The 25,277-nt window shown below is 47.7% G+C and carries 25 protein-coding genes; 5 read left to right on the plus strand and 20 right to left on the minus strand.

The genetic code is table 11. The features are described from left to right. Nucleotides 1-558 precede the first annotated feature (558 nt). The 9 genes from L6442_RS28285 to L6442_RS28325 all read right to left on the minus strand — a co-directional run bounded on the left by L6442_RS28285 (nucleotide 559) and on the right by L6442_RS28325 (nucleotide 10,529). Nucleotides 559-1,140: a hypothetical protein gene (locus tag L6442_RS28285; RefSeq protein ID WP_212978202.1), complete on the minus strand. Its 582-nt coding sequence runs from the start codon at nucleotides 1,138-1,140 to the stop codon at nucleotides 559-561. Between the two features lie 44 nt (nucleotides 1,141-1,184). Then, complete coding sequence (locus L6442_RS28290) at nucleotides 1,185-4,124, minus strand: contractile injection system protein, VgrG/Pvc8 family (RefSeq protein ID WP_212978203.1); 2,940 nt, start codon at nucleotides 4,122-4,124, stop codon at nucleotides 1,185-1,187. 53 nt (nucleotides 4,125-4,177) lie between these two features. Then, nucleotides 4,178-4,594, minus strand: a complete 417-nt coding sequence (locus tag L6442_RS28295) for a DUF4280 domain-containing protein (protein WP_212978204.1) — start codon at nucleotides 4,592-4,594, stop codon at nucleotides 4,178-4,180. Nucleotides 4,595-4,610: 16 nt separating this feature from the next. Then, a complete protein-coding gene (locus L6442_RS28300; RefSeq protein ID WP_212978205.1) occupies nucleotides 4,611-5,135 on the minus strand; it encodes a hypothetical protein in 525 nt (174 codons plus the stop codon). Further along, nucleotides 5,132-6,424, minus strand: a complete 1,293-nt coding sequence (locus L6442_RS28305) for a pentapeptide repeat-containing protein (RefSeq protein ID WP_212978206.1) — start codon at nucleotides 6,422-6,424, stop codon at nucleotides 5,132-5,134. Before L6442_RS28305 ends, L6442_RS28300 begins: the two co-directional genes overlap by 4 nt. Before the next feature lie 76 nt (nucleotides 6,425-6,500). Beyond that, nucleotides 6,501-7,916, minus strand: coding sequence for a hypothetical protein (locus tag L6442_RS28310; protein ID WP_212978207.1), 1,416 nt, complete (start codon nucleotides 7,914-7,916; stop codon nucleotides 6,501-6,503). Continuing rightward, a complete protein-coding gene (locus tag L6442_RS28315; protein ID WP_212978208.1) occupies nucleotides 7,913-8,587 on the minus strand; it encodes a hypothetical protein in 675 nt (224 codons plus the stop codon). The genes L6442_RS28310 and L6442_RS28315 overlap by 4 nt, the downstream gene beginning before the upstream one ends. Before the next feature lie 440 nt (nucleotides 8,588-9,027). Continuing rightward, entirely contained in the window at nucleotides 9,028-9,819 is a 792-nt protein-coding gene (locus L6442_RS28320; RefSeq protein WP_212978209.1) for a TrmH family RNA methyltransferase, read from the minus strand. A gap of 47 nt (nucleotides 9,820-9,866) precedes the next feature. After that, on the minus strand, nucleotides 9,867-10,529 hold the full coding sequence (locus L6442_RS28325; RefSeq protein ID WP_194230707.1) for a potassium channel family protein: 663 nt from the start codon (nucleotides 10,527-10,529) through the stop codon (nucleotides 9,867-9,869). A 127-nt stretch (nucleotides 10,530-10,656) separates the two neighbouring features. Between L6442_RS28325 and sspI the strand changes: the two genes are divergently transcribed. After that, complete coding sequence (gene sspI / locus L6442_RS28330) at nucleotides 10,657-10,890, plus strand: small acid-soluble spore protein SspI (protein WP_194230708.1); 234 nt, start codon at nucleotides 10,657-10,659, stop codon at nucleotides 10,888-10,890. A 77-nt stretch (nucleotides 10,891-10,967) separates the two neighbouring features. On the opposite strand, the gene L6442_RS28335 is transcribed toward sspI, so the two are convergent. From L6442_RS28335 to L6442_RS28345, 3 genes are all read right to left on the minus strand, one after another. After that, nucleotides 10,968-12,551, minus strand: coding sequence for a peptide chain release factor 3 (locus tag L6442_RS28335; RefSeq protein ID WP_194230709.1), 1,584 nt, complete (start codon nucleotides 12,549-12,551; stop codon nucleotides 10,968-10,970). A 106-nt stretch (nucleotides 12,552-12,657) separates the two neighbouring features. Beyond that, nucleotides 12,658-14,208 (minus strand): glucose-6-phosphate dehydrogenase, encoded by a 1,551-nt coding sequence (zwf, locus tag L6442_RS28340; RefSeq protein ID WP_212978210.1) that lies wholly within the window; start codon nucleotides 14,206-14,208, stop codon nucleotides 12,658-12,660. Nucleotides 14,209-14,504: 296 nt separating this feature from the next. After that, a complete protein-coding gene (locus L6442_RS28345; protein ID WP_212978211.1) occupies nucleotides 14,505-15,263 on the minus strand; it encodes a YwmB family TATA-box binding protein in 759 nt (252 codons plus the stop codon). A gap of 173 nt (nucleotides 15,264-15,436) precedes the next feature. Between L6442_RS28345 and L6442_RS28350 the strand changes: the two genes are divergently transcribed. Further along, nucleotides 15,437-15,772, plus strand: a complete 336-nt coding sequence (locus L6442_RS28350) for a hypothetical protein (RefSeq protein ID WP_212978212.1) — start codon at nucleotides 15,437-15,439, stop codon at nucleotides 15,770-15,772. Nucleotides 15,773-16,047: 275 nt separating this feature from the next. Here the strand turns inward: L6442_RS28350 and L6442_RS28355 are convergent, their stop codons facing one another. The 8 genes from L6442_RS28355 to L6442_RS28390 form a co-directional block, all read right to left on the minus strand. Further along, on the minus strand, nucleotides 16,048-16,695 hold the full coding sequence (locus L6442_RS28355) for a response regulator transcription factor (protein WP_194230731.1): 648 nt from the start codon (nucleotides 16,693-16,695) through the stop codon (nucleotides 16,048-16,050). A gap of 1 nt (nucleotide 16,696) precedes the next feature. Beyond that, a complete protein-coding gene (locus tag L6442_RS28360; RefSeq protein WP_212978213.1) occupies nucleotides 16,697-17,761 on the minus strand; it encodes a sensor histidine kinase in 1,065 nt (354 codons plus the stop codon). Nucleotides 17,762-17,782: 21 nt separating this feature from the next. Continuing rightward, nucleotides 17,783-18,430 carry a cell wall-active antibiotics response protein LiaF gene (gene liaF / locus L6442_RS28365; protein ID WP_212978214.1) on the minus strand — a complete coding sequence of 216 codons (648 nt, stop codon included), beginning with the start codon at nucleotides 18,428-18,430 and terminating at the stop codon, nucleotides 17,783-17,785. Between the two features lie 136 nt (nucleotides 18,431-18,566). Beyond that, nucleotides 18,567-19,271: a PspA/IM30 family protein gene (locus L6442_RS28370; RefSeq protein ID WP_194230715.1), complete on the minus strand. Its 705-nt coding sequence runs from the start codon at nucleotides 19,269-19,271 to the stop codon at nucleotides 18,567-18,569. Between the two features lie 3 nt (nucleotides 19,272-19,274). Continuing rightward, the gene (locus tag L6442_RS28375; protein WP_212978215.1) at nucleotides 19,275-19,751 is read right to left on the minus strand and encodes a PspC domain-containing protein; all 477 of its coding nucleotides are present in this window, start codon (nucleotides 19,749-19,751) and stop codon (nucleotides 19,275-19,277) included. 4 nt (nucleotides 19,752-19,755) lie between these two features. Continuing rightward, a complete protein-coding gene (locus L6442_RS28380; RefSeq protein ID WP_194230717.1) occupies nucleotides 19,756-20,433 on the minus strand; it encodes a PspA/IM30 family protein in 678 nt (225 codons plus the stop codon). Nucleotides 20,434-20,483: 50 nt separating this feature from the next. Beyond that, nucleotides 20,484-20,780 carry a LiaF transmembrane domain-containing protein gene (locus tag L6442_RS28385; protein ID WP_194230718.1) on the minus strand — a complete coding sequence of 99 codons (297 nt, stop codon included), beginning with the start codon at nucleotides 20,778-20,780 and terminating at the stop codon, nucleotides 20,484-20,486. Between the two features lie 328 nt (nucleotides 20,781-21,108). Continuing rightward, nucleotides 21,109-22,311: an SLC45 family MFS transporter gene (locus L6442_RS28390; RefSeq protein WP_212978216.1), complete on the minus strand. Its 1,203-nt coding sequence runs from the start codon at nucleotides 22,309-22,311 to the stop codon at nucleotides 21,109-21,111. 648 nt (nucleotides 22,312-22,959) lie between these two features. Here L6442_RS28390 and L6442_RS28395 point away from each other — a divergent pair. From L6442_RS28395 to L6442_RS28405, 3 genes are read left to right on the plus strand one after another with little or no spacing between them, the layout of a single operon-like run. Further along, the gene (locus L6442_RS28395; protein ID WP_212978217.1) at nucleotides 22,960-23,751 is read left to right on the plus strand and encodes a ParA family protein; all 792 of its coding nucleotides are present in this window, start codon (nucleotides 22,960-22,962) and stop codon (nucleotides 23,749-23,751) included. Then, nucleotides 23,741-24,799 carry a ParB N-terminal domain-containing protein gene (locus L6442_RS28400; protein ID WP_212978218.1) on the plus strand — a complete coding sequence of 353 codons (1,059 nt, stop codon included), beginning with the start codon at nucleotides 23,741-23,743 and terminating at the stop codon, nucleotides 24,797-24,799. The genes L6442_RS28395 and L6442_RS28400 overlap by 11 nt, the downstream gene beginning before the upstream one ends. Then, on the plus strand, nucleotides 24,783-25,235 hold the full coding sequence (locus L6442_RS28405; RefSeq protein ID WP_212978219.1) for a DUF6075 family protein: 453 nt from the start codon (nucleotides 24,783-24,785) through the stop codon (nucleotides 25,233-25,235). The genes L6442_RS28400 and L6442_RS28405 overlap by 17 nt, the downstream gene beginning before the upstream one ends. Nucleotides 25,236-25,277 lie beyond the last annotated feature (42 nt).

A 25,277-nucleotide genomic window follows, 5' to 3' on the forward strand; every position in this document is an offset into this window, starting at 1 on the left:
CCTGAGAATTTCCCAAAAATAGTTGATGCAAAAGCTGTGAATCTACGTTAATCTGGTATTGAGCCATTTCATAACACCTCGTGTATTTAGAATTTTGTCTCGACAACACTTTCTAACTGAGGGCTATGAACATGGCTCCTTTCAATTTTTGGAACCTAGCATTTTACACAATTATACGGACTCAACTTGCGTACAAGCAAAATGACAAAATTATTCATACGGGTATCACATGGGTTATATGTGTTATTGGTTGAATGATGGGTTCATTCGGCACTGGGTGGGGTATTTTTGAATAGCCACCACTTGAATGTTTGTATTTTTTAGCATATAGCGGCGGAAAAAAAAAGAAACCACAACACGGCGGTTTGCTCGAATTGTGGCGTTGTTGGTTGTATTGTACGCTCTTGTTGTTGGAGGTTGGTCAGTTTCATATTTTTTTTCATAAGTTATAAAGCCTGTCTTGGGGAATATTGAGGTAACGGGACTTACATCGTCGCTTTACAAGTACTATTACCAACTACATATCAAATTACACTCATCTTTCAATATCAATACGAATCACTTCCTATCATTTAATATCGCTATCTCCATTAATTCTTGGCAAACCTTCTGCCATAGTAACGCCGTTCCTCGCTTAATGTGAATTCTATCAATAATCTTATGTTGATTCATAAATTCTTCAAAAGTTTGGTATTCACTTTCATCATCTGGAAAGTTGCTATTCCATTTATATAAGGGACTAATCTCAAGATGTATGTGATCTTGAATATTGTAAATGTATGTCTCATTTCCAATTTCAGTAGGGGTGGACCAAACTAAAAAGTCCTCAGCTGGGTCATCAACATCAAAATTATCAGTTGTCCATAATTCGTGAGCATATATATTATGAAAATATCCAACCCCCTTTTCAATATAATTTCCTTTAATTTCAAGTTCACAATTTAATGCTTTTGTAAGTATGTTGTTTAGTGACTTAAGTGCCTCAATAATGTAGTCATTTACAAATAAGTCATATTCATTTTCATCACGTATGTATCGCAACGATACATTTGTTACAGAGTAAATGTCATTCTTGTCACATGGTAAACAAATTACTATCGCCTGTGTTAAAGAAATCTCTAGTTTAATTGTATTGGTCATTTTTCCCCCGCCCTTAATTTACCCATGTAAATTCAGATAAACTTTTATAAACTATTCATTAAATCAATTGCTTTCTGAGTTAACTTAGGTTTACCCCCAACCTCCTTAACATATCCTGCTTTTCGAAGTGCATTTTTCATTTGGTCAGTTAGTGGTGAAAGATTTGGATCACTACTCTTCCAAGGTCTGACATGACCATGATAAGTACCTTCAACTGTTTTATCTAGAACTACAAAATCACCATTTGAATCAATCCCAACTCTTCTATCAGTTGTACTTTTAATATCAATTGAATTATCTAAAGAAAATTGACCATCTTGAGGCGCTTTGCTTTTTACCGAATTTCCAGCTTTTCCATGATAATCTGCATTCTCAAATTTTCCATTTTTGTATGAATAGTTAGGATTACCCGTCCCCCTAGTCTCAGGCAACTTCTCATTAGGTTTGCTTGATTTCTGCGAGGAAGGCTTTTTCGGCGTTGGACTATTTGATCCTTCGCTTTTAAACATTTGATAGAGATCCTTGGCACTTTTAACGCTATTCGATCCACCGATAAACGTTACTCCTGCCCCATGTGTCCCTACAACAGTAGATTGTACAATAGCACCCACGCCTATAGGGGCTAATGCTCCCGTAGATGTTACCACGCCACCAAAGACTGCTTCCGTTACAGCAGCACCCATTTCTAATACTCCGGCTACAGTTGTTATGAGGTGTCCGATCAATTCACCCGTTTTGCGCGCCTTCGGATGATTTGATGCGTATTCCTTACTCATGATTCCAAGCGAATAATCTTCTACAACTGCTGTTCCCGCTCCTGATGTAGCTTCTCCGACTACTTCTGCGACATACTTTCCCGCCGCGACTTGGGCTTCCGCATTCTGAAGCTGGGCTTCGCCCAGAATAGCCAGCCACGACCGGGATTGTTCCTGCTTCGGCTGCGGCTGTGGCTGTTCTGCCATGTAACGATCGTAGTTCGCCCTCCAGCGTTGTCTCAGTTCGGATGGAATCTGATGATATGCCTGCTCCAACTCATTAGCAGTCTGGGCCATACGTCGGACATAAGAAGCCATATCTTTCCATGATGTGGGTAACCCTAACTCACACGCACTTGTAAAAACCTTCCCCAGCAGCCATTTTCTATAATAGGCATCTTTGGCTTTTTCGTGCTCATAATGACTGATGAGTCCTTGCAGTGCCAAACCGGCCAAATATTTCAGAGGATGCACACCACCGTTTGCGCCTCCGCCTCCAGCACGACTCGTTCCTGTACTGCGAACCGGAATAGCTGCGCCCACCATTAGACTCGCACTCGCTGCCGCAAGTCCGCCTAATGTTGCTCCAACCATTGCTCCTACCACCGGAATGGAACCTAATAGCTTAGACGTCGTACTCAGCAATCCATCGGCTTGTTTTTGATCCGCCGGGCTCGTGATTTTCGCGGTCGGAGTGCTGCTTGACTGAGTTTTGGCCGCTGCTGCGGCTTGTGCTGCTTCATAGTCTTTGATGTTCATCAGCGGCGGCTCCGGCACGGGAGGAAGATCCATGACAAACACCGGAGCCTTCACCGTGCCCTCTTGATCAACCACCGGGGCCTTGATATCCGTCTCACCATCCAGCACCATGCTGCTGGCTCCGCCTTTGAGATACAATGAACTTCCCGCTTTAAGCGACAGTTCCCCACCTGCATCCAGCTTCACGTGACCGCCTTGAATCTGCACATTTCCCGGGCTGCTGACAGTAATGCCGCTCCCCTCATGGAGTGTAATTGAAAATGCTCCTGAGGTAGACAGGATCAGTTCTTGCCCAGACATGTCCACGCCGCTTCCTTGCGCATGTCTCCATACTTTGACGTCTGGCTGCCCCGTCGTGTGGCGATGCTGCCGCTGCGAATCCGTGACATAAGCTTCATGTTCCCGGCTCGTCGGCAAGTAAAGCTCTACCCGCTCTCCAGCCTCCGGCATATCATACCAACCACTATGTTCTTCCGCTACGTAGTGAGTTGCCACCGGGAACCAGCATGCTTTAGCCGGGTCTTGTTTAGAATCGATATCCAGCTGGAGCTGTACCAAGTCTTGCTGTACCTTTAGCACGGTACCCGTCAGCGCAATCCCCGCAGCTTGATCGTTTTCATAGCGGGCATAGCGAATATCTTGCTCAGCCTGGAGATCATAACGAGTATGCAGCAGGCCGTCTTCCAGCCGTGTCACTGCCCGAACGACAACCAGCTCTTTTCCTGATCCAATCGGTAACGCAATGATATCTCCCAGCGCATAGTATTGCAGACTTTCGATCACGTAGGTCATATACGAACCTGCACGTTTTCCCGGCTTTCCCGCCTTCAGCTCATGGAACGTTCTCCGTACCTGGTAACTTACATCCCGTTCTACCTTGTACAGCTTGCCTTCAGGCATCCCGAAAAAGACTTTGGGCGAAGCGGCGGTTACCTCCGGCACCAGCACTGACCCGAAGCGAGAGGCCAGACGTTTTAAAAATGCCCAGTCCGTCTCCTCATATTGTAGAACAAAAGTGCCCAGTTTGGCATTGCTGGTTATGGTATCGATGGCGTCTCCATACTTGTATTTTCGAATCATCGTTGTGACCAGATCATCGTAGGTACGATGAATATCCTGATAGGATCGCTTCTTTATCCGGATATCCATCTGATACGAATGCGAAGCGGCTTCCAGTTCAAAAGTATACACGCCCCGAATGCAATGCACGGATAGGCGCGTAACGATGCCATGGAATATTCGTCTTAGCGATTGTCCCTGCTCATCCAATTGGCGGATAACGATCGGTTCCTCTTCCATGTTCTGGCCAATGCATGCGGCTCCCTGTTCTTCCGGCAGCATACCGCTTATCGTTAAATATGCGTGATCGTTGATGGTTCTAGTAATTTGGAGCTTCTCTATATGTTGTGGCTGAAAGGAACCGTAAAAACGCAGACTTTCATACCCGATTCCATTATGTAATACACTCAAGTGAGCTCATGTCTCCTTTCGCTTCCGAATCCTGAAGGCTTAGAAACAGACCCTTAATCCAACTCTTGCCCATCATTTTCAATTTGGATATGACCACAATATAGACACTGAAGGGTACAGTTCTGCGTCAAGGCAGGCTGCCCCTCGATCTTCACATCACTTTTCCCATTCAGCCACGGCATGGTCAGCATCGGAATGCACGGAGCCTTCTTTACGCCATAAATGTCCACCATCTCGCTGGCCTGCACGGCTGGATTTAGCGGGCTGAAGCAATTCCCGAAAGATTGAATGTTCACTCCGGGTACGTAATCTCCAATATTCATTTGTGCTTTGTTTTTAATATAGACGCCATGGCTAAAAGGCCTTTTCAAACGGGTAGGCTGCGTACCATAACTGCAGCTTAAGATCGCTCCTGCCACGACATAGCTTTTTTTCGCACCGGTTCCCGGTTTCACCTGAGTTTCATCCATCTTAATCTCTCCTCCTTCATGCCTCCATCTCGACTCTTTGCACTCGAATGCCTGTAAGAGATCGTCGCAGCAAGCTTTCCGCCACAGCCAAATGGATATAGATATGAGGTTCGATGAGTCCCCTGATCCGAAAAATAGGCGACTCCAACTCCCCCTGTCTCAGTACCAAACGCTTCAATGTATGATTGGGATACCATTCCGTTTGCGCGGACAAACAGTCCTCCATCGGCGGACGAAGCAGCCAATATATGTCCTGTCTGGCCTGCTGAAAGTCGGTAAGGATGGCTGCCCTCCATTCCAGTCCCGGCACATATTTCTCTAATAATACTTTCACCTGGTCCGACACCAGCGGCAGAGGAAATTCCAAGAAATCCGGGTACACCGTTTGTGGATTCGTATGTACAGCTAGAAAAAGAGGATCCTCCTGCTGTTTCTGTCCCTGGGTCTCCTTCAGGATATCTTTTACTTGCAAAGGAGACATCGCAGCAAGCTCCACCCGATTCTTTACCCGTTCGTCTACCTTCAATCGAAAATATCTCAATGCAGCCACTCCCTTCTACGAACGGCATCCCTTACCTGTGCAGGCTCAGAAGACGGTCCTCCATATGGAGAGGAAGCCTCAAAAGTTCCCCAGTCCAATCCGATGGCTTCTCTACGCTGTGCATCCGTAAAAATGACTCCTTGTACATTGGCTTCCGAAAAATCAGCTCCGCTCAAACAAGCACCTTCAAAAGATGCGCCTGATAAGTCTGCTCCAGCAAAGCAAGCATCCGTTAGATCCGCCCCGCTCAAAGTCGCTTTTTGTAGAAACGCATTTTGAAACACGGCACCTCGCAACTGTGCATCTTGAAAACGGGCCCCTTCCAAGCTCGCCCCTGTGAAATTCACGCCGGCAAAACCTAATGGCTCCCAATCTAAAGAAGCATTCGATCCATATCCGGCGTTGCCCATAACGGCATCCAATATTGCCCCTTTCATCGAGCATCCGCTAAAATCGGCTCCATGAAGCATGCTGTATGTCAAATCGATTCCGTTCAACTGGCTTTCCTGCCACACCGTTCCTACTAAAACACAGCCATGCAAGCGGCTATTTTCCATCTGAATCTGACGAAAAGCCGTATAGCGAAAATCCAACAGGCTGTAATCTCCACAAGGCATTTGAACTTGGGTCAATGCTTGGTAGCTGTATGCATGCTCTTCTTTTTCCTCCAGCCACGACTGAATCTCACTTGCCTCCATAACTCTGTGATCTTCTCGATACACCGATACACTGTGGTCCATGTATTCCCCTACACGAATCTCGAATGACTCTTCCCGCTCCAGCTCTTGAAACTCCGGTAAGCAAACGGCTTGTTTCATCGCCAGGCGCATCATGTTTACTATGAGTGCATGAACATGTTCCGCCGCCTCCAGCATGGCATGCTCCCATTCTAGCTCCGATAGAGAAACATGCTGCTGCTCTGCTTCCTTTCGCAACTGCTGCTGCAAATCGGTCCAATAGGAATAGGACCAGCTTGTATCCCATTCAAATCGGATCGGCTTGGGATCGAGCATCCACAAGGCATCTGAAGCCTCCACAAGATAGGCAGGCCGCTCCTCCAGCCATGTGGTACGCAGCATGGAATACGTGATATAGCCGATTTTCCCTTTTCTACCTTGAATTTGCTCTTGCCGAATGTCCCGGCAATACCCCTGAAATGCCTCAACACAGGCCCTAATCTGTTGTTCTTGCCTCACCTTGAACTTCAGCGCCCAATCTCTGCGGATCATGAACCACGCCTGATTCAAGGCGGCCTGCTGCAGGTTGAGCTCGTCTTTAGGCTTCTCCATTTGCAATCCTCCACCACCAGAAGCTCTTTATATGTCATATCATCATGCTGCCGCCATTCTGCCGCCGCACTACAGCCTAATTCGACTTCACCTCACTGCCCTTCATATCCGCTGACCCGCTCAATTGAATATGACTGCCTTTGCAATCCATACGCAGCTCGCTGCCTGCGGACAAACTCATCTTTTTCCCTGCCGACAAACTCAAATTGCCCCCCGCCGAGATACTTACCTGCTTGCTGCTCACAATGTGAATGCCTTCCTTGTCGTCCAGCTTGATAAAAATAGCGCCGTCTTTCCCCGACACGACCAGTTCATCCGGTCCCAAACGAATTTCCTTTCCATGGGGCGTTCGCCATATTTTCATCTGCGGATTGGAAAACCTATTATGTCCGCTCCCTCTGCCCGCACGTCGGACCGCACTTCCCGCAACGCCATCCTCTTCGCGACTTCCCGGAAAATACAAAGAAACCGGGTCTCCTTTTTCCGGCATCACGTACCAGCCTGTATGTCCCCCGCCGCTATACACCGTCATGTAGTTAAACCAATGCGCCTGATCGACCGCTTGCTTCTCGTCGCAATCCAAATGGATACGTACCTGATCCTGACGCACGTCCATGACCACTCCGCCTAGCGAAGCACCCGCCAGTTTTTCCTGATAGTAGCATTTCTGCCGTAAACCCTTGTACGAGGTAAGCACATATTGATGCCGCAGTATCCCCTGAGTCATCTCCGTGTAAGCCTGAATAACAAACAAACTATGTCCTTTAAAAGCTAACTGAGCCCCCAAATCCAGCACTTCGTCCGTCTCTACCTCATAAACAATAAAATCATTTTCGTCCAGCTTTACCTGCTCATTTTCCTGAAAATAACGGAAAGGCAGCATTTGCTTGCGAACTGTATAACGGGTATGATCCAGCACCACCTGTGCCGGGCTGTCCTCGATGCCGAAATAAAATTTGGGACTGTCAAAACGGGCCACGGGCATCAGACTGGTATGATAGCGGGAAGCCATGCGTCTTAAAAAGGCCCAATCCGTCTCCTGATACTGGATAGCGATCCGGTCGATGGGCTCTCCGCCTGTCGCTCCATCAATCACATCCAGCCCTTCATAATCCTTGCCAATCAGCTCCAGCATCTGAGGAATCGTCATTTTGGTATACTGAAAAGAACGGGTACGCTGCTGGATATCCATCCGGTAGGTATGAGAAATGGCCTCAACCACGAGATAGTACACATCCCGTACGACCTTTACTTCGACCGTTAGCGCGATCCCGCTGAATAGCGGCTTGCTTTCGCCTGATTCATCCCGCTGACTCACCTCAATGACCGTGTTCTTCTCCGTCTTATCCACATAGCTGTCCCGCATCTCTTCCGGGATGATCCCTGTAAAATAAAGCCGGGTATGCTCGTTGATTTTCTTCGTGAGGGTAAGCTGCTTCAGCTCGACCAGATCATAGGGATGGATTTGGATATTATCGTAGCCCAGACTCATTGCGAATCCGCTCCTTTCTCAAACGCTGGATATAAGGGTGATGGCGCCGAATGAAGCGATTGTACCGTATTTTCCGCTACAGGCAGCCAGACCCCCATGTCCGATTCCATACAGTTAAACGTACCCATCATCACCTGTCCCTCATGGATGAAAAGCAGGATTTCGTTGTACAAATTCGTATCCACGCCTGCAGCTATAAAACGGATCATCCCGATGGACAGATCGAAACCATTCACAATCACTTGAGTCCCCATCCAGTTACGGATTGGTTGTACAGACCGCAAAACATCCGCCATCTGCTCCACGAACTCAGGAAGCTCCTCAACTGCCAAAAGGGTTTCTGTGCGATTAAAAGTGATATTCACCGTCCCGTTCTCCGAAGTGTAAATAACCTCCGGCCGATGCTCCGAAGGGTATTTAAACTTGGCTTGCTCCGGTGGCATTAAGTTAAAAGCTTTCGGTACGCTAACCTCCATTTTCCCATCCAAAATCACTCTCATTTCCAAAGTAATGAGCTCATCACCCAACCGTAACGCAGAATTTTTTTCAAATGGGGAGTTTCCGTGATCGGCTATAATGGTTTGTGCTAGTGTCGTAATTCCGTTATTAGATGCAGCATCCTGATTAAGCTTATTTTTGAGACTTAGGATACGCTCGTCCATATAGTTCATAGGGGCATTCCTTCCTCTTAGAAATATGACTTCAAAATGCGAAAGTGGATATATTTAACAATAATCCGTCTTATGTATGTATCGGCCAGAAGAGAGACTATTTTTACAGTAAGAACCATTCCATACGTTATTTTCAATGTAAATTTCTGAGTTTAATATAAAAAAGGGTGAAACAAAAAAAAGCCCCGAAATAGAAGGCTTATCATCGGGACTGTTTAGGTTTAGATATTAAATGGTTCGGAAGGTGATTTTGTCTTACTTCTTGTAAGAAAAACGTCTATCGACGTACTTTCTAGGAAGACAGACCGCATTTAGCGGATGTTTTTCTTGCGATTATAGAATTGTTCAGCTTCGCTGAAAATTTATAAATTCTATAATCTTCATAAAAAAACAAACTGTCCTTTTTCAACATAAAATGATGTTATAAAAGGTACACTCCTTCAACGGAACTCCCTCTGCCGCATCGCCTCAAACAGCATCACCGTCGAGGCCATGGCTACGTTCAGCGACTCGGCTTGTCCCTTCATCGGAATGATCAGCGCGTCATCCACCAGCTTTTGCGCTTCAGGGGATACGCCTTTGGCTTCATTGCCTACCAGCAGCCACGATGGCCCGGTAAAATCATATCCGTAGCAGGTCGACGTCGCCTGCAGGCTGGTGCTGACGATACGTACGCCGCTTTCTTTGGCCTGCGGCAGTAGCCTCAAAAGATCCCCCTCCACAACGGGCAAATGGAAAATGGAACCCATCGTGGAGCGGATCGTTTTCGGATTATAAATATCCGCCGACCCCCGGCCTATGATGACACCATCCGCGCCTGCCGCATCCGCCGAACGGATAATGGTGCCGACGTTGCCCGGGTCCTGAACTCCATCCAGAACGATGACCAGGCTGTTTTTCTTTTGCAGCAGCCCGCTTATATCCGCCGAATGCTTGCGGACAACCGCAAATACCGGCTGCGGCGTCTTCGTATCCGTGCATTTGGCAATGACGGCGGCCGAAACGCCGATCCACTCCGCGCGGCTATTCTTGTCCATCATGGACGCAAGCTCCGCAGGAACGCCCCGCTCCACGTCAAAAGCGATACATTCCAGATCCGCTCCGAAGCGAAGCGCCTCCTGCACCAGATGAATGCCTTCGATCATATACTTTTGCTGCTTGTCCCGGTGTTTTTTCTCGAGCAGCTGCGCCCATTCCTTCGCACGGGGATTTTGCGGTGATAAAATATCCATGAAAACCGTCCTTCTTCAATTCATCTAACTTAGAATCCCCTGCGGGATCATTTCGGATACGCTAGCTCCAGCTTGGTCAAATCGTTTTTTTGTCCCACGATGACCAAGATGTCTCCCTCTTCGAGATGGTCATCCGGAGAAGGGGAAATGTTCATTTTCGCGCCTTGTTTGATTGCCATGACGTTACAGCCAAAGCGGGCGCGGACGTCAAGTTCCCTAAGGTTTTTGCCCACCATTTCTTCGGAAGCTTTCATTTCGAGAATACTGTAGTCATCGGAAATTTCAATATAATCCAAAATGTTCGGAGAAACCAGATGATGGGCAACCCTCATACCCATATCCCGTTCCGGATAAATAACCTTGTCCGCTCCGATTTTGTTGAGCACTTTGCCGTGAAGTTCGTTTTGCGCCTTAACGATAATCGTCCCGACCCCGATGTCCTTAAGGATCAGCGTCGTCAGAATGCTTGACTGGATATCCTCGCCGATGGCGACAACCACCACATCGAAATTCCGGATGCCAAGCGCGCGCAGCGCCTCCTCATCCGTACAATCAGCCGAAACGGCATGCGTTACAATATTGGAAACCGCCTGGGTACGCTGCTCATTGGAGTCGATCGCAAGGACGTCGAACCCCATTTCGCTGAGCGCGTTGGCTACACTAAAACCGAATCGCCCCATACCTATGACGGCGTACTGCTTTTTCGCCATTTTTTAACCCCCCGGGTCATCAAAGTCTATCCTGATTATTATATCACAGCGCCTGAAAAACTTGAATTTTGCCAACCGTTGCGGGGAACATTATGAAGGTATTATGATATTGGATGGAGGGAAACGAATGTCGATTACACTTGACCTGCGTCAAGCGGTCATTCATAAGGTACATGACAGCAATGAAGCGGATCTCCGCTCGATGATCGAAGGTTCCGTGGATGGACCGGAACAGGCGCTGCCTGGACTCGGCGTCATTTTTGAAATGATCTGGAAGAACATAGACACCAAGCAGCAGGATAACCTGATCCATATCGCAAATGAACATTTGAAGACCATCACCCCCGGTTCCTTGACCTAAAGAGGTTGTTCAAAAAGCTTTGGAATGACAAAACCTCCGCAGTTAACCCAGTTAACGCGGAGGTTTTTTGCCGATGCTTACGGAGCTGTATCCAAAAACTGGGCGTTCGGATTTTTTTCCATCGCCGTCCGCATCGCGTATTCATTTTCAAATAAAACGACATAGTTTCCTTTTTTATCCTTAACCAGCGTGGAGTTGATCCGGAATTTGCTTGGATCGATATCCTTATCGATGATCCAGCGCGCGAATTGATAAGGCATCCGCTGCAGCTGCACGTCAACTCCGTATTCGCCTTTCATCCGGTACTCGAACACTTCAAACTGAAGCTGGCCGACAACGCCGAGAATCGTATCCTCGAAGCTGACCGTCTGGAATACCTGGATGGTACCCTCCTCCGTCAGCTGGTCAATCCCTTTTTGATACTGCTTATGCTTCAGCGCATTTTTTACAGTTACTTTGGCAAAAAGCTCCGGCGAGAAGGTCGGCAATTCATCAAACACAACTTCGCCGCCTTGATTTAGCGAGTCCCCGATCCGGAAAATGCCCGGGTCAAATAGACCGATAATATCGCCTGGGTATGCCTCTTCGACGATATCCCGGTCCTGCGCCAAAAACTGCTGCGGCTGCGAAAGCTTAATATCCTTGCCGTTGCGTACGTGTTTAACGGTCATGCCGCGTTGGAATTTGCCTGATACGATCCGCATGAATGCGATCCGGTCGCGGTGCGCCGGGTTCATGTTGGCCTGAATTTTGAAAATATAACCTGAGAATTTCTCATTTGACGGTTCAATCAATCCGGCGGTGCTGCTGCGCGGCTGCGGTTTAGGCGCAAGCTGCAGGAAGTTCTCCAAAAATGTCTGCACCCCGAAATTGTTAATGGCGCTGCCGAAGAAAACGGGTGTCAATTCGCCCTTCAGCACTTTCTCCAAGTCGAATGGGTCGCCTGCAACATCCAGCAGCTCGAGATCCTGGGCCAGCTGATCATGCAGATATTCCCCCGCCATTTCACGAATGATCGGATCGTTGTAATCTTCCACCTTTTGTACTTGGATCGTGGAATGATCATTCCCTTGGAAAAGTTCCACCTGATTTTTCATCCGGTCATACACGCCGCATAAATCGCGGCCGGAACCAATCGGCCAGTTCATAGGGACGGAACGGATGCCGAGCACCTGCTCCAGCTCCTCCATCAGCTCAAACGGGTTGCGGCCTTCACGGTCCAATTTGTTGATAAACGTAAAGATCGGGATGCCGCGTTTCGCACATACCTGGAACAGCTTGATCGTCTGTGCTTCGACGCCTTTCGCGACGTCGATCAGCATGACCGCGCTGTCGGCCGCGGTTAATGTCCGGTAAGTGTCTTCACTGAAATCCTGGTGACCCGGCGTATCCAAAATATTAATGCGATGTCCCATATAATCAAATTGCATAACGGAGGAAGTTACCGAGATCCCCCGTTGTTTTTCGATTTCCATCCAGTCACTGGTGGCATGTTTGCTTGCTTTGCGGGCTTTGACCGTACCGGCTAACCGGATGGCGCCCCCGAACAGCAGCAGCTTTTCCGTTAATGTTGTTTTACCCGCATCCGGGTGGGAAATGATAGCGAAGGTTCTTCGCTTATCGACTTCCTGCTGCAAGGCCTGATCAATCGCTTTGCTCATTTCACTATTCCCTTCGTAACTAAAGTCATGCTTATTATTGTACCACAATCCGTAAGCAAATCACCCCCATGCAGGCCTGCATGAGGATGATAAAATTTCATATATTTTATTCATTGACTTGCCATACCACGTCATCTTCGTCCTGACCGTTCACAGGCCACCAGTGGAAACCGTCTTCCGCAAGCAAACGATCCGCTTCCTCAGGCCCCCAGGAGCCTGCAGGATATGGGCGGGGCCCCTCCGGATCCTGCTTCCAAGCTTCAGCAATCCGGTCAACAAAGGACCATGCAGTCGCCACCTCGTCCCAACGCGTAAAATACGTCGAATCGCCGCGCGCTGCGTCATGCAGCAAACGTTCGTAAGCTTCCGGCGAGTTGATGCCTACCATGCAGCTTTGGCAGAAATCCATGGCCAGCGGTTCGATTTCGGACTCGGAGCCCGGCTTTTTGGCATTGATCTTGACGTAAATGCCTTCCATCGGATTAACGCGAATCACCAGCAAGTTAGGTTCCAGCTTATGCTTTTGTCCCAGGTAAACGTTATTCGGCATGCCTTTAAACTCGACTACGACTTCGGTTGTTTTGACCGGCAGGCGTTTGCCTGTCCGGATATAAAACGGCACTCCGGCCCAGCGGAAATTATCCACGAAGACCCGGGCCATAAAATACGTCTCCGTATTCGAGTTCGGGTCGACCTTGTCTTCCTCACGGTATGCAGGCAAATCTTTGCCGCGCGAGCTGCCCTGCACGTATTGTCCGCGAACGACGTTTCTCCCCACTTCTTCGGCACCCGCATACGGACGGAGCGAGCGAAGCACTTTCACTTTCTCGTCCCGGATATCTTCCGGCAGCAGGCGGCTAGGCGGTTCCATCGCGATCATCGTAAGCATTTGCAGCATATGGTTTTGTCCCATGTCACGCAATGCCCCGGCATGATCATAATACCCGCCGCGTTCTTCGACACCGACCGTTTCTCCAAGCGTTATTTGGACGTTTGCGATATGCTTATTGTTCCACAACGGCTCAAAAAACGCATTCGCAAAACGGATCACCTCGATATTCTGTACCATTTCTTTGCCGAGATAATGATCGATCCGGTAGATCTCTTCTTCTTTAAAGACCTGTCGAATCTGCTCATTCAATTCCTCGGCAGACTTTAAGTCATAACCGAATGGTTTCTCGATGACAAGGCGCTTCCATCCGGCACTATCGAGCATGCCGCCCTTTTGCAGGTTAAAAGATACGCTGCCAAACAACTCCGGCGCAAGTGCCAGATAGAAAATACGGTTGCCCGGGATATGGTAACGTTCTTCCAATACCATTGTCTGCTCGTTTAATTCTCGGAAGCCGTCCACATTGTTGATGTCCAGGGACTTATATTCAAAATGCTGGGCAAAGGATCTGAAATCCTCGTTATCCTCCGTCTTATACCGGCAAAATTCCTGAATGGAGTTGAATATGTCACTCCGGAATTCTTCCTGTGTACGCGGACGCCGCGCCACGCCGATGACGGCAAAATCCTCAGCCAATTTTCCTTCGCGGTATAAACTATAGATGGCCGGAAACAGTTTGCGTCTAGCCAGATCTCCTGTAGCACCGAAAATAAAAAATACAGCGCCTGGAGTTTGCAGCATTTCAAGATTTTGATTTTCAGCCATGGCCCTCATTCTTTCCTTATGTAGTATGGTTTATTTTTATACAGAAAAAGGAACAGATGCCCGCACTCCTACAGGCAAACAAAAAACAAAACCAACGAACTTTTCCCTAAAGAACGCCGGCTTCCAGGCGATTATAAAACCGCTTCCGCTTACACGAATGGCTTTATAGTTTCCCTCAATCTCAATTGAAAAAATGATGTTACGTCATTTTAGCATAATCTTCAAAATGATGCTATCAGTTTTCTTACAAAAATACTCAGATATTACGACCATTCTAAAGAATTTGCCGCCCGATTTCAATATTCAATCGTGATCACCGGCAACCCGATGGTTACACGGTTGCTGCCGCTCAAACTATCCTCGTGTACGGCAACCTGCATGCTAAGCCAATCCCCGCCGCTTCTGACCCGGGATGTTAATGACGGCACCTGGTAGCTGTTGCTTACCGTCGTTGCATCTTCATATGTGTCCTGGGGAGTGGCATTCAATGTATCGATAAGATTCCCCTCAATCCGGTTCATCGTATCGACTACAGATGCACTATCATTAACCATGCCCTGTAAAGACGCATTCCATTCGGCTTTAATGCCGGCGTCCCGCATTTTTTTTCCGTATTGCTCCTGCAAATCCGATAATTTGTCCCATTGCTGTGGGCTCCCCGCCTCCAGCTGCATCACTACATAACTGTGATTACGGGAAATTTCCTGCCAATTTAAGCGAATGTTGATGTCGTTTTTCTCATCGATGACCCGGTATGTCACATGCCCGTGCTCCGTTAATGCTTGTACGGGCGCAAGTTGAAGCGAGCGGCCCAGCTTGCGGGCTGCTGCTTCAGCACCCTCCGTTCCGCTTCCTTCCCAAGATCCCTGCCATTTGACAACGACTTGCAGAGGCTGATCCACCATACGATGGCCGAGGTCAAGCAGGGTGCCCAGCTCATTTTGATTCGCCTTTGCTTCGGCTGTCGTTATTTTATTCCAAAAAACGCCAAACATCAATCCCAAAACAGCCGTACCGATCACGCCAAGGCATACCCACTTTGCAACTGTTCTCATTCCCCACTCATCCCCCTAAAACTTAAACTATGAATCTACTAACAAGGATGACCGGGTTAGGAGAATTTTATACCTGCGACTTATGTGGATAAATGGGTGAATAACCATAGCACTTACGCCTATGCATGAATACATTAGTAACAAAAATAGAAGAGGGAGGATTGACCTTTTCCATGATCCCGATATACCCCCTTACAGAAGAAAACATACTCAAGCATCGCGGTAAAATGGTGCTTGCATGTACGCATGACGGCAGAACTTACGTTGGAAAATTGACGCACTGCCGCGATGGTCACATCATATTGGATGGGGACGATAGCGCCGTCCTCAATGCCAATATGAAAACATCCAAGAAACGCCCGCATGCATCTAAAATAAAAAAAGTCGCCCCTAAAGCTCAAGTGCGCGCTTTCTATCCTTATGGATACTACTACCCGCCTTATGGTTACGGATTTGGAGCCGGACTCGCTCTCAGCCTCGGTCTGCTTGCCCTGCTCTTCCTGATTTAGAAGCAGGCTTGCCCTGCATTCTAGATCTTCCTTTTACGTAAATCCCTACATGGTGCAAAAGATGAGGCTCTCACAATAGATCCGGACTTACGAGGGATCCGAAAAAAATAAAATGCACCCTACTTCAGCTTTGGCCAGGACATCTATCATGTCCCGCTTTAGAGCCAGTATGGGTGCATTTTATGTTGTTGTAGAGCTTTTAACCGACATCCTCATGAAAATAACCCCCGCCGAAATCATATTTATTAGGGAGCATTTATCGATAGGCAGATTCTTTATTCCGCAAGGCCGTTTTTATAAGCGTATATCGCAGCCTGGGTACGGTCGTCCACGCCCAGCTTGGCGAGTATGTTCGTCACATGAAACTTAACCGTCTTAATGCCGATTATCAGATCGTCGGCGATTTCCTGATTGGATTTGCCTTGGGCCAGCAGGCGCAGCACATCCATTTCCCGCTCCGTCAGTTCTTTATGCGCAGGGGCTTCCGTTTCCGCATGGCGGAAGCGGTTCATCATTTTCGAGGCCACCTGGGATTCCAGGACGGATTGCCCGCGCGCCGCAGCCCGGATCGCTTCGGCGATTTCACTGGCTCTGGACGTTTTGAGCAGGTAACTGAATGCGCCTGCTTCAATGACGGGGTACATCTTTTCGTCATCCAAATAACTGGTCAGCACAATGACTTTACAGTCCGGATAAAGTTTAAGCAGCTGCCGGGTTGCCTCAATACCGTCCATGCCTTCCATGACCAAATCCATCAGCACCACGTCAGGCTTATATTCCTCGGCTAACCGGATGCCTTCTTCGCCGCTGCCTGCCTCTCCGACGACCTCAATTCCTTCCTCGGTGCCCAGAACGGCAGCCAAACCGATTCGGACCATCTCATGATCATCTACGAGCAGTACTTTAATTTCCGGCTTTTCCATGTCATCCATGTTCCTCATCTCCTCCCTTCTCTTCATTTACGAGCGGAACCGTAATTTCGATTCGCGTTCCTTTGCCAGGGGCCGTAATAAACTGAATCGAACCGCCGATTTCATTCACCCGTTCCTGCATGTTGGAGAGACCATAGGAAGTCTGTTTTTTCTCATCGAGTTCAAAACCCTGGCCGTCATCGCGCAGCATCACCCATACAGCATCCTGCTTCTGGTGAATCCGTATTTCCATTTTATCGGCCTTGGCATGGCGCAGCGTGTTGGACATCGCTTCCTGGATAATCCGGAACAGGTGATTTTCAATCCCTTTCATCAGATGAATGCCTTCATCCATTTCAAACACGATATCCATCGGTACTTTAACCTTAAGCTCTTTAACCAGCTCTTTCAAGCCCTGCTCCAGCGGTTTGCCTTCCAGATATACCGGCCGCAGATGAAGGAGGAGCGCTCTCATCTCCGATTGGGCCACGGCGGCCATTTCCTCGATCAAAGCCACTTGACGCTGTGCTTTGTCAAAATCCTTGGCGAGCGTTCTTCCCACTGCCGTTGCTGTCATCGAAATCGCAAACAGCTGCTGCGATACCGCATCATGAAGCTCGCGTGCAAGGCGCTGCCGCTCTTCGACGATCGCAGAAACCCTCGCCTGTTCGGCAAGCTGGGCATTGTTGGTGGACAAACGTTGGAGCGAGGTAACCTGCTCCTCCCACTTTTTGCTGATCCGGCCCAACTGCTCGCCAAGCCTGCCCACCTCATCCACGCCAAGCTCGGGAACGTCACGCGACAAATTCCCTTTTTCCCAGGAAAGCAGCGTATCCCGCAGCAGCTCGAGTCTCCGTTTGGTGCGGTAACTTTGATAAAAGCCGTACATCGCACCGATCCCCGCCGGCACCAGAATCAACATCAAAACAGGACGTATCATTCTTTTCCAGGAGTCAAATGGAGCCAAATAACCATATGTATACAACACATAAAAAATAACAAGCATCAAAACAAACGAAAGAAGGGCTCCCTCGCCCATGCTTCGGGAGACCATATTGGCTTGCTTTTTTGATTTCACTTGCGGGGAACCCCCTTCTTACTATGTTATGTTAATATCCAGATCTCCAACGAGATAGGATACGACAAACTTCACCTTCTGCTCGCATTCGTCATAGTTTGGCGATTTCCAGTTCAGCCGGTTCATCATGCCATTATCCCGGTTTCCCCGGAACTCAATGGAACCAAACAGAACAAAAGCTTCGATCTCAACGCCGTAATACTCCGGAATTTGCAGATCCATATCCCCCATAATTCCTTGGAACAGCATCACGGTTTGCTTATCTTCCGGCAAGGCAAGCGACAGGTCCAAATCGGCTTCCCCCAGCACATGCCATACGCTCATGCTGCGCATCACCCACGGCCGCTGATCCCAATCAAATTGAGAGGAAAAGTTTTGCTTCTGCAAAAAACCTTCCTTCGGTTGAATCTTCTTGGCTTTGATAAAAAATAATCCTAGTGACAAAAGCGCAATTCCCACTACCATCATAAAATGGTCAAGCAGCAGCAAAATAGCGCCGACAGCCAGAAATCGATAGCCTCTTTTGACATTGCCGCCCCGGATCGTATAAATTCCCATGAATAAAAATAGGAGCGCGACAATGGTGAAAAAGCCAACCCACTTGCCGACCAGCATAAGCAGGCCAACGCCAATGAGTATGAACGCAATGACGTGATTTCTTTTTTCCATGTCGCACCTCCTTATGTTGTTTACAGTCAGATTATCCGAAAGGTCGGAAAAGCCATATGATACGGGAACCGCACCAGTATGGCTTTTCTTCATTTCAGTCTTTATAGCATATCATATTGTCCAGCGTTGTGAATACTTATTCTTTTGTTTGTTTAGATACGCTGTTGCTCGAAGGATTGAGTTTGCTCTTGAGCGCATTCAGCTGCTCTTCAACCTTCAATTGCTTTTCAGCATCGACCGGGCTTGTAAGTGCGCTGGCCGAAGGACGATATGGGGCACGGAGTACATCAGCTTCCGCTTCCATTTGCATAATTTTTTCTTCCATGCGGTGGAAGCCAAGGGATGCGCTGCCGCTTTCAATCGTATGCAAGCTGTTGATTTGGGACATTTGCTTTTTGGCTTTGGCCATTTGAGCGCGAGTCACCAGTTCATTGCGTTTGTTGCGCATTTTGTAGAATTCGTCTTTCATGTCATGCAGCTGCTGCACCAGTTCCTTGGCTTGAGTTTCGGATTGCGCATGCAGATCGCGGTATTCGGTGATCTTTTGATCGAAGTAAATTTTCTCTTCCAAAAGCTTGCGGGCAACTTCCTCCTGACCGTTCTTGAGAGCCAGTTCGGCTTGAGCCTCGCGCTGTACGGACATTTTTTCAGCTTCATCGACACGCTGTTTCATGCGGCGTTCATTAGCCATTTGCTTCGCAACCGTAACCTCAGCTTCGTGAATTTCAGCCTCCATATCGCGGAGATACTGATTCAGCATGATGATTGGATCCTCTACTTTATCCAGCAATTCATTTACCGACGCCTTCGTCATATCTTTCAGTCTTTTAAATACTCCCATGTTTTACACTTCTCCCTTCTCGTAATTAGACAGTTTTTTCTTCAATTCATCGAGTTCTTTTTTCATGGCTTTCTTTTCGATATCTTCCATCATGGCATCCAGATTGGATGACTGGGAAGAGAATCCTCCGGATGGTCTGCTGCCAAAGGAAGGATCGTTATATGGACTTCTCGGATCATAGGACTGGCCGCTGTAGCCACCATTCCCACCGTTATAGCTGTTGTTATAGCCGTTGTTGCCTGGGCGTCCTCCATAATATCCGCCTGACCCGGGGCCATACGGATTATAAGGGGGCACCGGTTCTTTCGGGACCACTAGAGATGCGATGAAATAGATGAACAACGTCGTTCCGCCGGTGAAAAAGATCGAGATGATAAACAGTACCCGCAGCAGCGTTGAATCAATTCCGACCGCCTCTGACAGTCCGCCGCAAAGCCCTGTTGCTACCTTGTCTCGCGTCGAACGGTAGAGTTTGCTCATGGTGTTACTCCTTTCCGCTGTTGTTCAGCTTTTGCTTCAAACGGGCCATTTCCTTTTCTAGGACGCTAGAAACCGTTTCGCCGGCTTGTTCTAAGTATTGCTGACCCATGCGGCGCAGATCGCGCAAGCTTTGTGTTTCGAGCTCCCAATCGGATATCCGGTCTTCCAGGCGGTTAAACATCTTAGGTACATCCTGGACGCTTCCGTAATTCTCCATCCGTTGGTTCATGCGCTGCTGCAGCCGCAGTGTTTCCATACGTGCCACATAATATTGGCGCTTGTTGTAAACCGTTTGGTACTCCATTTTCAATTCATTCAGTTGACTTTCCAAATCAGCAAGCGAACCTTTGGTTGTATCCAGCAGTTCACTGTACTGCTGCAGCTTTTCCTCATAGATAATTTTCTCTTGCAGCGCCAGCTTGGCGAGATGATCCTCACCGGCTTTCAAAGCCAGCAGCGCCTGTTCTTCGCGCTTGTTTTTCATCATTTCCGCTTGATCGACTTGCTGCTTTAGCTGTCTCATATGAGCCGCAGACTGTTGTACAAGCTTCTCTGCTTCGACGATGTCATTCCGTGTGGTAGCCAGAAACTGATCGATCAGCCGTACCGGATCCTGACTTTGCTCCAAACGCTCATTCAAATTCGCTGCGGTGATATCCCGCACCCGACGAAAAACACTCATCTTGTGTAGTCCCTCCTTATTCGTTTTTTTCCTCATAGAAGTTATTTATGTTAGTAGGAATTGCGTTTTCCCTTCAGAAGGGAGATTCCGAAAATCACCAACGCTACGCCGAGCAGCGGTCCGATGAACCAGGACAATTTTGCCAGCAGGGACAATACGCCAAACGCGAGGATGATAGTCCCGATCAGTGTGCGGCCTCTGCGGATTCCGTAATAGCCAAGGACGATCATCAGAATCGGGAAGAGCAGGCCAATCACCTTGCCAAGCAGCGGGGCGAATAAACCAAAGAGCATCAGGCCTCCGACTACGATCAATACAATTGCTGTTCCGTTGTTGCGGTTATTCATGCATTTCTCACTTCCTTTCAGTGCATCAACCTTATGTCTTTATTTTAGGTGGTTCGGCCTTTTTCCAAAACAGACCGTGGACGGTTTTTCATCCTAGACCTTGGTCGGGGGACTTTTCAGACTTATGGTACCTGCTATCCTAGACCATGCAAGGCTAAGAACCAGAGGGCGCTTTGCATGCCATACCACAACTCCCTGGCGGGCCACGTTTGAATAAGGCGATAGATATGAACGCAATTCCTTGATGCTCCTATCCCTTTTAATGAAAAAAGCGCCGGAATCTCTTCCAACGCTTTGCTTGCAAGTACTCTGCACGGAGGCTGAATCTTTACATATTGGTTTGAGCTTGCTGCTCGGAAACAGTGGCGCTTTTCCCGTCATGCTTCACCAATAAGATCAATATTAATGCCAGGAGCATTCCTGCTGAAGCATAGATAAATAACGAACCGTATCCGAACTGATCGATGATAAGGCCAAGCAATGGCGGTGAGGCGACCGCAGCCAGCGATGACACCAAATAATACAAGCCGGTGCGCGTACCGATACTGGATTCACTGCCAATGGATACGACAAAGGGATAGGAGTTAATATTGATAAAAGCCCAGCACATTCCTCCCAGCGCAAGTAACATGCGAAGCAGCAGCAGACTTTCCGCCAGCGGAATGGCAGCAAAAATGAGGATCAATCCAATTACGCCGGTCATAATAATCCTTCTTTTGCCGTACCGATTGCCAAGCCAGCCGCTTGGGATAGCGAATATAACGAAAAACAGGGAGAAAAATGTGAGGGAGAAAGCCGAATCTTTTTCTGACAATCCCATATAGTGCTTGCCATATAAGGTGAACAGCGCCTCGACGCCTTGATACGATACAAACCAGAAAAAGATGGCTGCAAGCAGCAGCACCGTCGTACGATCCAATTCCCCTCTCAGCTTGATTCTTGGCTGCTTTTCTGCGGAAACCGGGATGATGACATCCCTTTTCTCTTTAATCGAGCGAACGACTATAAATAATGAAATCAGCGTGATGACAGCCGCCGCTAGAAAAGGAAACGACGGATTGGCATTATACAATATGGAGCCCAACCCGAAGGCTAAAATGCCGCCAATGCCGCCCATAAAGTTGATAATCCCGTTCGCTTTGGTACGTCTGCTATCCGGGGTAATATCAGGCATCAAGGCAATCGTAGGCGATCTGTAGACGCTCATGGCCAAGTTCATCAGCATCATAAAAAGAACAAGCGTAATAAAACTTGTGTGAAAAGGAATCAACATCACAAACAGTGCCGCGAGCGGCATTCCAAACATCAGATAAGGCATCCTGCGGCCAAAGCGGGTATTGGTTTTATCACTGAGGTTGCCGATCCACGGCTGTAGAAACAGGGCAAAATAATTATCAATTGTCATCATGAAACCTATCAATGAAGCACGCTGCAGATATGTATCCAGAAAAAAAGGAACAAAGGCATTATAAAGCGACCAGGTAATGCTGATGCTGAAAAATCCGAATCCGAGCAGCCAAGTTTTTTTCATAAAGAAAGGCCCCCCATTCTGTCTGATCGTACAGCCATTTTGCAAACAGTTGTTTCGGGGGGCATTTGAAGCATTTGAAGCGCTTTCGAATCTTTTTTGTCGATGAATTCAACCGCCGTTATCCTCCTTGCGGTTCCAAAATCATTCCACATCCGCAGACCTCCAATTCCGGTAGATGTTTGTAGTTAATATTATATAATAAGTCTTTTCACAATTCGTTCAATAATTTATTGACTTATATGAATTAAAAGTAAAATTTGTTTTGCCCGCTTTGTAAGTGAAATATAGAAAACAAAAAAACTCTTTATCTGAACTACAGATAAAGAGTTTTCGTTTGAAGTATGCTGGTGAAGGGACTTGAACCCCCACTCCGTCGCCGGAAGCGGATTTTGAGTCGCATATGCTATTCGGAAGATAGCAGAAGTTAAGTCAAAGAAGAGGAATATAAAACCCGCGAAAAGCCTTGTAAAATCAAGGTTTTTTGCGGGTTTTTGTGTTTTTTTCAGTACCCGTAAGGCTTCCCGGCGACAACCTGAAATGAAGCCATTTTTGGACGTTGGGAAGAACTCGGAAAGAACTACAGCAGAACCAGCCCGCTCCCTGCCATTGACAAATTAATGGAGCAAATGCTCCAGGGAGGGTTTTAATATGTCCAACACAACAGTAATCACCATTGCAAACCAAAAAGGCGGTACCGGGAAAACGACCACCGCCTACAATCTGGCCTACGCCTTATCTAATGAAGGAAAAAAAGTGCTGCTCGTCGATTTCGACCCGCAAGGCAATCTGTCCATGTGCTTTGGTATCGAGCAACCGGATCAACTCAAATACTCCATGTTCAATGTCATGAATGCTATTATGAGCGACGAACCTCTTCCACCTGCTGAGGAATACATCCATTCTCATGGCAACATCGACCTGATTCCGAGCAATATCGAATTGTCAGTTGCTGAAATCAATCTGCGGGATGAAATGGGCGGCGAAAAAACGCTGGCGTCTCTGTTGGAACCGATGAAGCCGAACTATGACTACATCATCATCGATACCAATCCCTCACTTGGTCTGCTAACGATCAATGCTCTTGCAGCCAGTGATAGCGTGCTGATTCCCGTCAATCCGCAACTATGGTCTGCAACAGGATTAACCCAATTGCTCAGAATCATTGTAAAGGTCAAAAAACGCATCAATCCGCGCATCAGCATTGAAGGAATCCTGATGACCATGTGCAACACCCGCACCAATTTATATAAGGAAGCTTTTCGTCTGGTCAAAGTTTATTACCGAGAAACCTTCCGTATCTTCGATGTACAAATTCCATTGTCCGTCAAAGTGGGCGAAGCGAATTTTTACAGCCAAAGCATTATGGAGTTTGAACCCAAATCAAAGGTAGCAACAGCTTATCAAGAATTGGCTAAGGAGCTGACGCTTCATGGCAACTAAACGCCCTGTTCCCAAACTGTCCAGCATCGACGAGTTGTTATTGCTATCGGAGCAGACTCAAACTCCCCTTGAGCAAACTGGCGGAATCCAAACTATACCCATCAGCAAAATCAGAATGTATAAAAACCATCCGTTCCGCTTGTATGACGGTGAGCGATTGGCGGATATGGTGAGCAGCATTGAAAGCAACGGTATTCTTGTCCCGGTCATTCTGCGGAAAATCGAAGCCGATGAGAATGGCTGTGACCACGAAATGCTGGCCGGACATAACCGGATGAACGCGGCGCAATTGCTGGGGCTTGAACAACTGCCCGCTATTGTGAAGGAAGGCCTAACCGATGTAGAAGCGCTCATGTATGTGGTTGAAACCAATGTTTTGCAGCGTTCCTTTTCGGATATGTTGCCATCCGAAAAAGCCAAGGTTCTTGCACTGCGCTATTCGGAAATGTTCTCCCAAGGCAAACGAAACGATATTATTCATGAACTTAAAATGCTTGAAAACCCGCAGTATGACAAGGAAAACGAAACTTCGGCCCTATTAGGGCACAAGTTGAAAAGTCGAGATATTGTCGCTCAAGAATACGGCCTATCCAAAAATACAGTCGCCCGCCTGCTTCGCATCGACAAACTATCCCCTTCACTCAAGAAGCTGGTAGACGATGCGAGGATCGGACTATATCCTGCGGTCAGTCTTTCCTATCTAAATGAAACAGAACAGCAGGCTGTCCATGAGGTGCTGTCACAGAACGAATACAAGGTAGATATGAAAAAGGCAGAACTCCTGCGGGAATACTCCGGCCAATTAACAAACGAGCAAGCAGCCAGAATCTTGTCCGGCGAAGCCACACGCAAGCCGCGCAACAAAACGCCAGCACCCTTCAAGCTCAAACATAAGTTATATGCGAAATATTTTACCTCAACCCATAAAGCAGCCGAAGTCGAGGAGATCATCGACAAGGCATTGGAAATGTATTTTTACCAACAACACCAACAAAATCCTGAATCCAATGAAAAAAAGGAGGACAACACCCATGAATCCGGTCTTTAAAGACATTGAGCATGAGCAATTCTATGAGGGCAATCTTCGAATGACTCACAGCCAACATGATCCGTATCGTCAGGCTTTCTTCTATGTCCTTGGCCTTACGCCGCAAACCCGCCAGCATATCCGCGACCTCTACGATTACGAAGAACAGGCAATTCGCTTGGAGGGTTTAGAACAAGGCTGGCAGACCAGCACTTCTGTAAAAATGACCCGCCTCGCCTTTAATCTGTACAACGGCTATACCGGGGATGCTGAAATAGGCCGGGATCATCCCCGCCATTACAGTCCGTATCATCTATTCGACACCGGGCTGATGCCGTACTTCTTTGAAGCGATCAAGCTTCGTTATGCGGAATATACCCGTTCTCTGGAGCTGCCACACTTTGCATTTCCAACAACAGAGACAGAACCCTATGCTTCATATGAACACGAAGCCTGAGACATATAACGCCAGCCTGATTATTCTATTTGGAAAGGAGAG

It is taken from the genome of Paenibacillus azoreducens, assembly GCF_021654775.1.
Lineage (GTDB): Bacteria > Bacillota > Bacilli > Paenibacillales > Paenibacillaceae > Paenibacillus_AQ > Paenibacillus_AQ azoreducens.

Bases quoted from the DNA above. Each gene is read 5' to 3' on its own strand.
- L6442_RS28395 (WP_212978217.1), top strand. From the start codon at position 22,960: ATGTCCAACACAACAGTAATCACCATTGCAAACCAAAAAGGCGGTACC.
- L6442_RS28355 (WP_194230731.1), bottom strand. From the start codon at position 16,695: ATGGAAAAGCCGGAAATTAAAGTACTGCTCGTAGATGATCATGAGATG.
- L6442_RS28385 (WP_194230718.1), bottom strand. From the start codon at position 20,780: ATGAATAACCGCAACAACGGAACAGCAATTGTATTGATCGTAGTCGGA.
- L6442_RS28310 (WP_212978207.1), bottom strand. From the start codon at position 7,916: ATGAGTCTGGGCTACGATAATATCCAAATCCATCCCTATGATCTGGTC.
- L6442_RS28350 (WP_212978212.1), top strand. From the start codon at position 15,437: ATGATCCCGATATACCCCCTTACAGAAGAAAACATACTCAAGCATCGC.
- L6442_RS28370 (WP_194230715.1), bottom strand. From the start codon at position 19,271: ATGGGAGTATTTAAAAGACTGAAAGATATGACGAAGGCGTCGGTAAAT.
- liaF (WP_212978214.1), bottom strand. From the start codon at position 18,430: ATGGAAAAAAGAAATCACGTCATTGCGTTCATACTCATTGGCGTTGGC.
- sspI (WP_194230708.1), top strand. From the start codon at position 10,657: ATGTCGATTACACTTGACCTGCGTCAAGCGGTCATTCATAAGGTACAT.
- L6442_RS28285 (WP_212978202.1), bottom strand. From the start codon at position 1,140: ATGACCAATACAATTAAACTAGAGATTTCTTTAACACAGGCGATAGTA.
- L6442_RS28390 (WP_212978216.1), bottom strand. From the start codon at position 22,311: ATGAAAAAAACTTGGCTGCTCGGATTCGGATTTTTCAGCATCAGCATT.
- L6442_RS28325 (WP_194230707.1), bottom strand. From the start codon at position 10,529: ATGGCGAAAAAGCAGTACGCCGTCATAGGTATGGGGCGATTCGGTTTT.
- L6442_RS28305 (WP_212978206.1), bottom strand. From the start codon at position 6,424: ATGGAGAAGCCTAAAGACGAGCTCAACCTGCAGCAGGCCGCCTTGAAT.
- L6442_RS28375 (WP_212978215.1), bottom strand. From the start codon at position 19,751: ATGAGCAAACTCTACCGTTCGACGCGAGACAAGGTAGCAACAGGGCTT.
- L6442_RS28295 (WP_212978204.1), bottom strand. From the start codon at position 4,594: ATGGATGAAACTCAGGTGAAACCGGGAACCGGTGCGAAAAAAAGCTAT.
- L6442_RS28400 (WP_212978218.1), top strand. From the start codon at position 23,741: ATGGCAACTAAACGCCCTGTTCCCAAACTGTCCAGCATCGACGAGTTG.
- L6442_RS28335 (WP_194230709.1), bottom strand. From the start codon at position 12,551: ATGAGCAAAGCGATTGATCAGGCCTTGCAGCAGGAAGTCGATAAGCGA.
- L6442_RS28345 (WP_212978211.1), bottom strand. From the start codon at position 15,263: ATGAGAACAGTTGCAAAGTGGGTATGCCTTGGCGTGATCGGTACGGCT.
- zwf (WP_212978210.1), bottom strand. From the start codon at position 14,208: ATGGCTGAAAATCAAAATCTTGAAATGCTGCAAACTCCAGGCGCTGTA.
- L6442_RS28405 (WP_212978219.1), top strand. From the start codon at position 24,783: ATGAATCCGGTCTTTAAAGACATTGAGCATGAGCAATTCTATGAGGGC.
- L6442_RS28380 (WP_194230717.1), bottom strand. From the start codon at position 20,433: ATGAGTGTTTTTCGTCGGGTGCGGGATATCACCGCAGCGAATTTGAAT.
- L6442_RS28320 (WP_212978209.1), bottom strand. From the start codon at position 9,819: ATGGATATTTTATCACCGCAAAATCCCCGTGCGAAGGAATGGGCGCAG.
- L6442_RS28315 (WP_212978208.1), bottom strand. From the start codon at position 8,587: ATGAACTATATGGACGAGCGTATCCTAAGTCTCAAAAATAAGCTTAAT.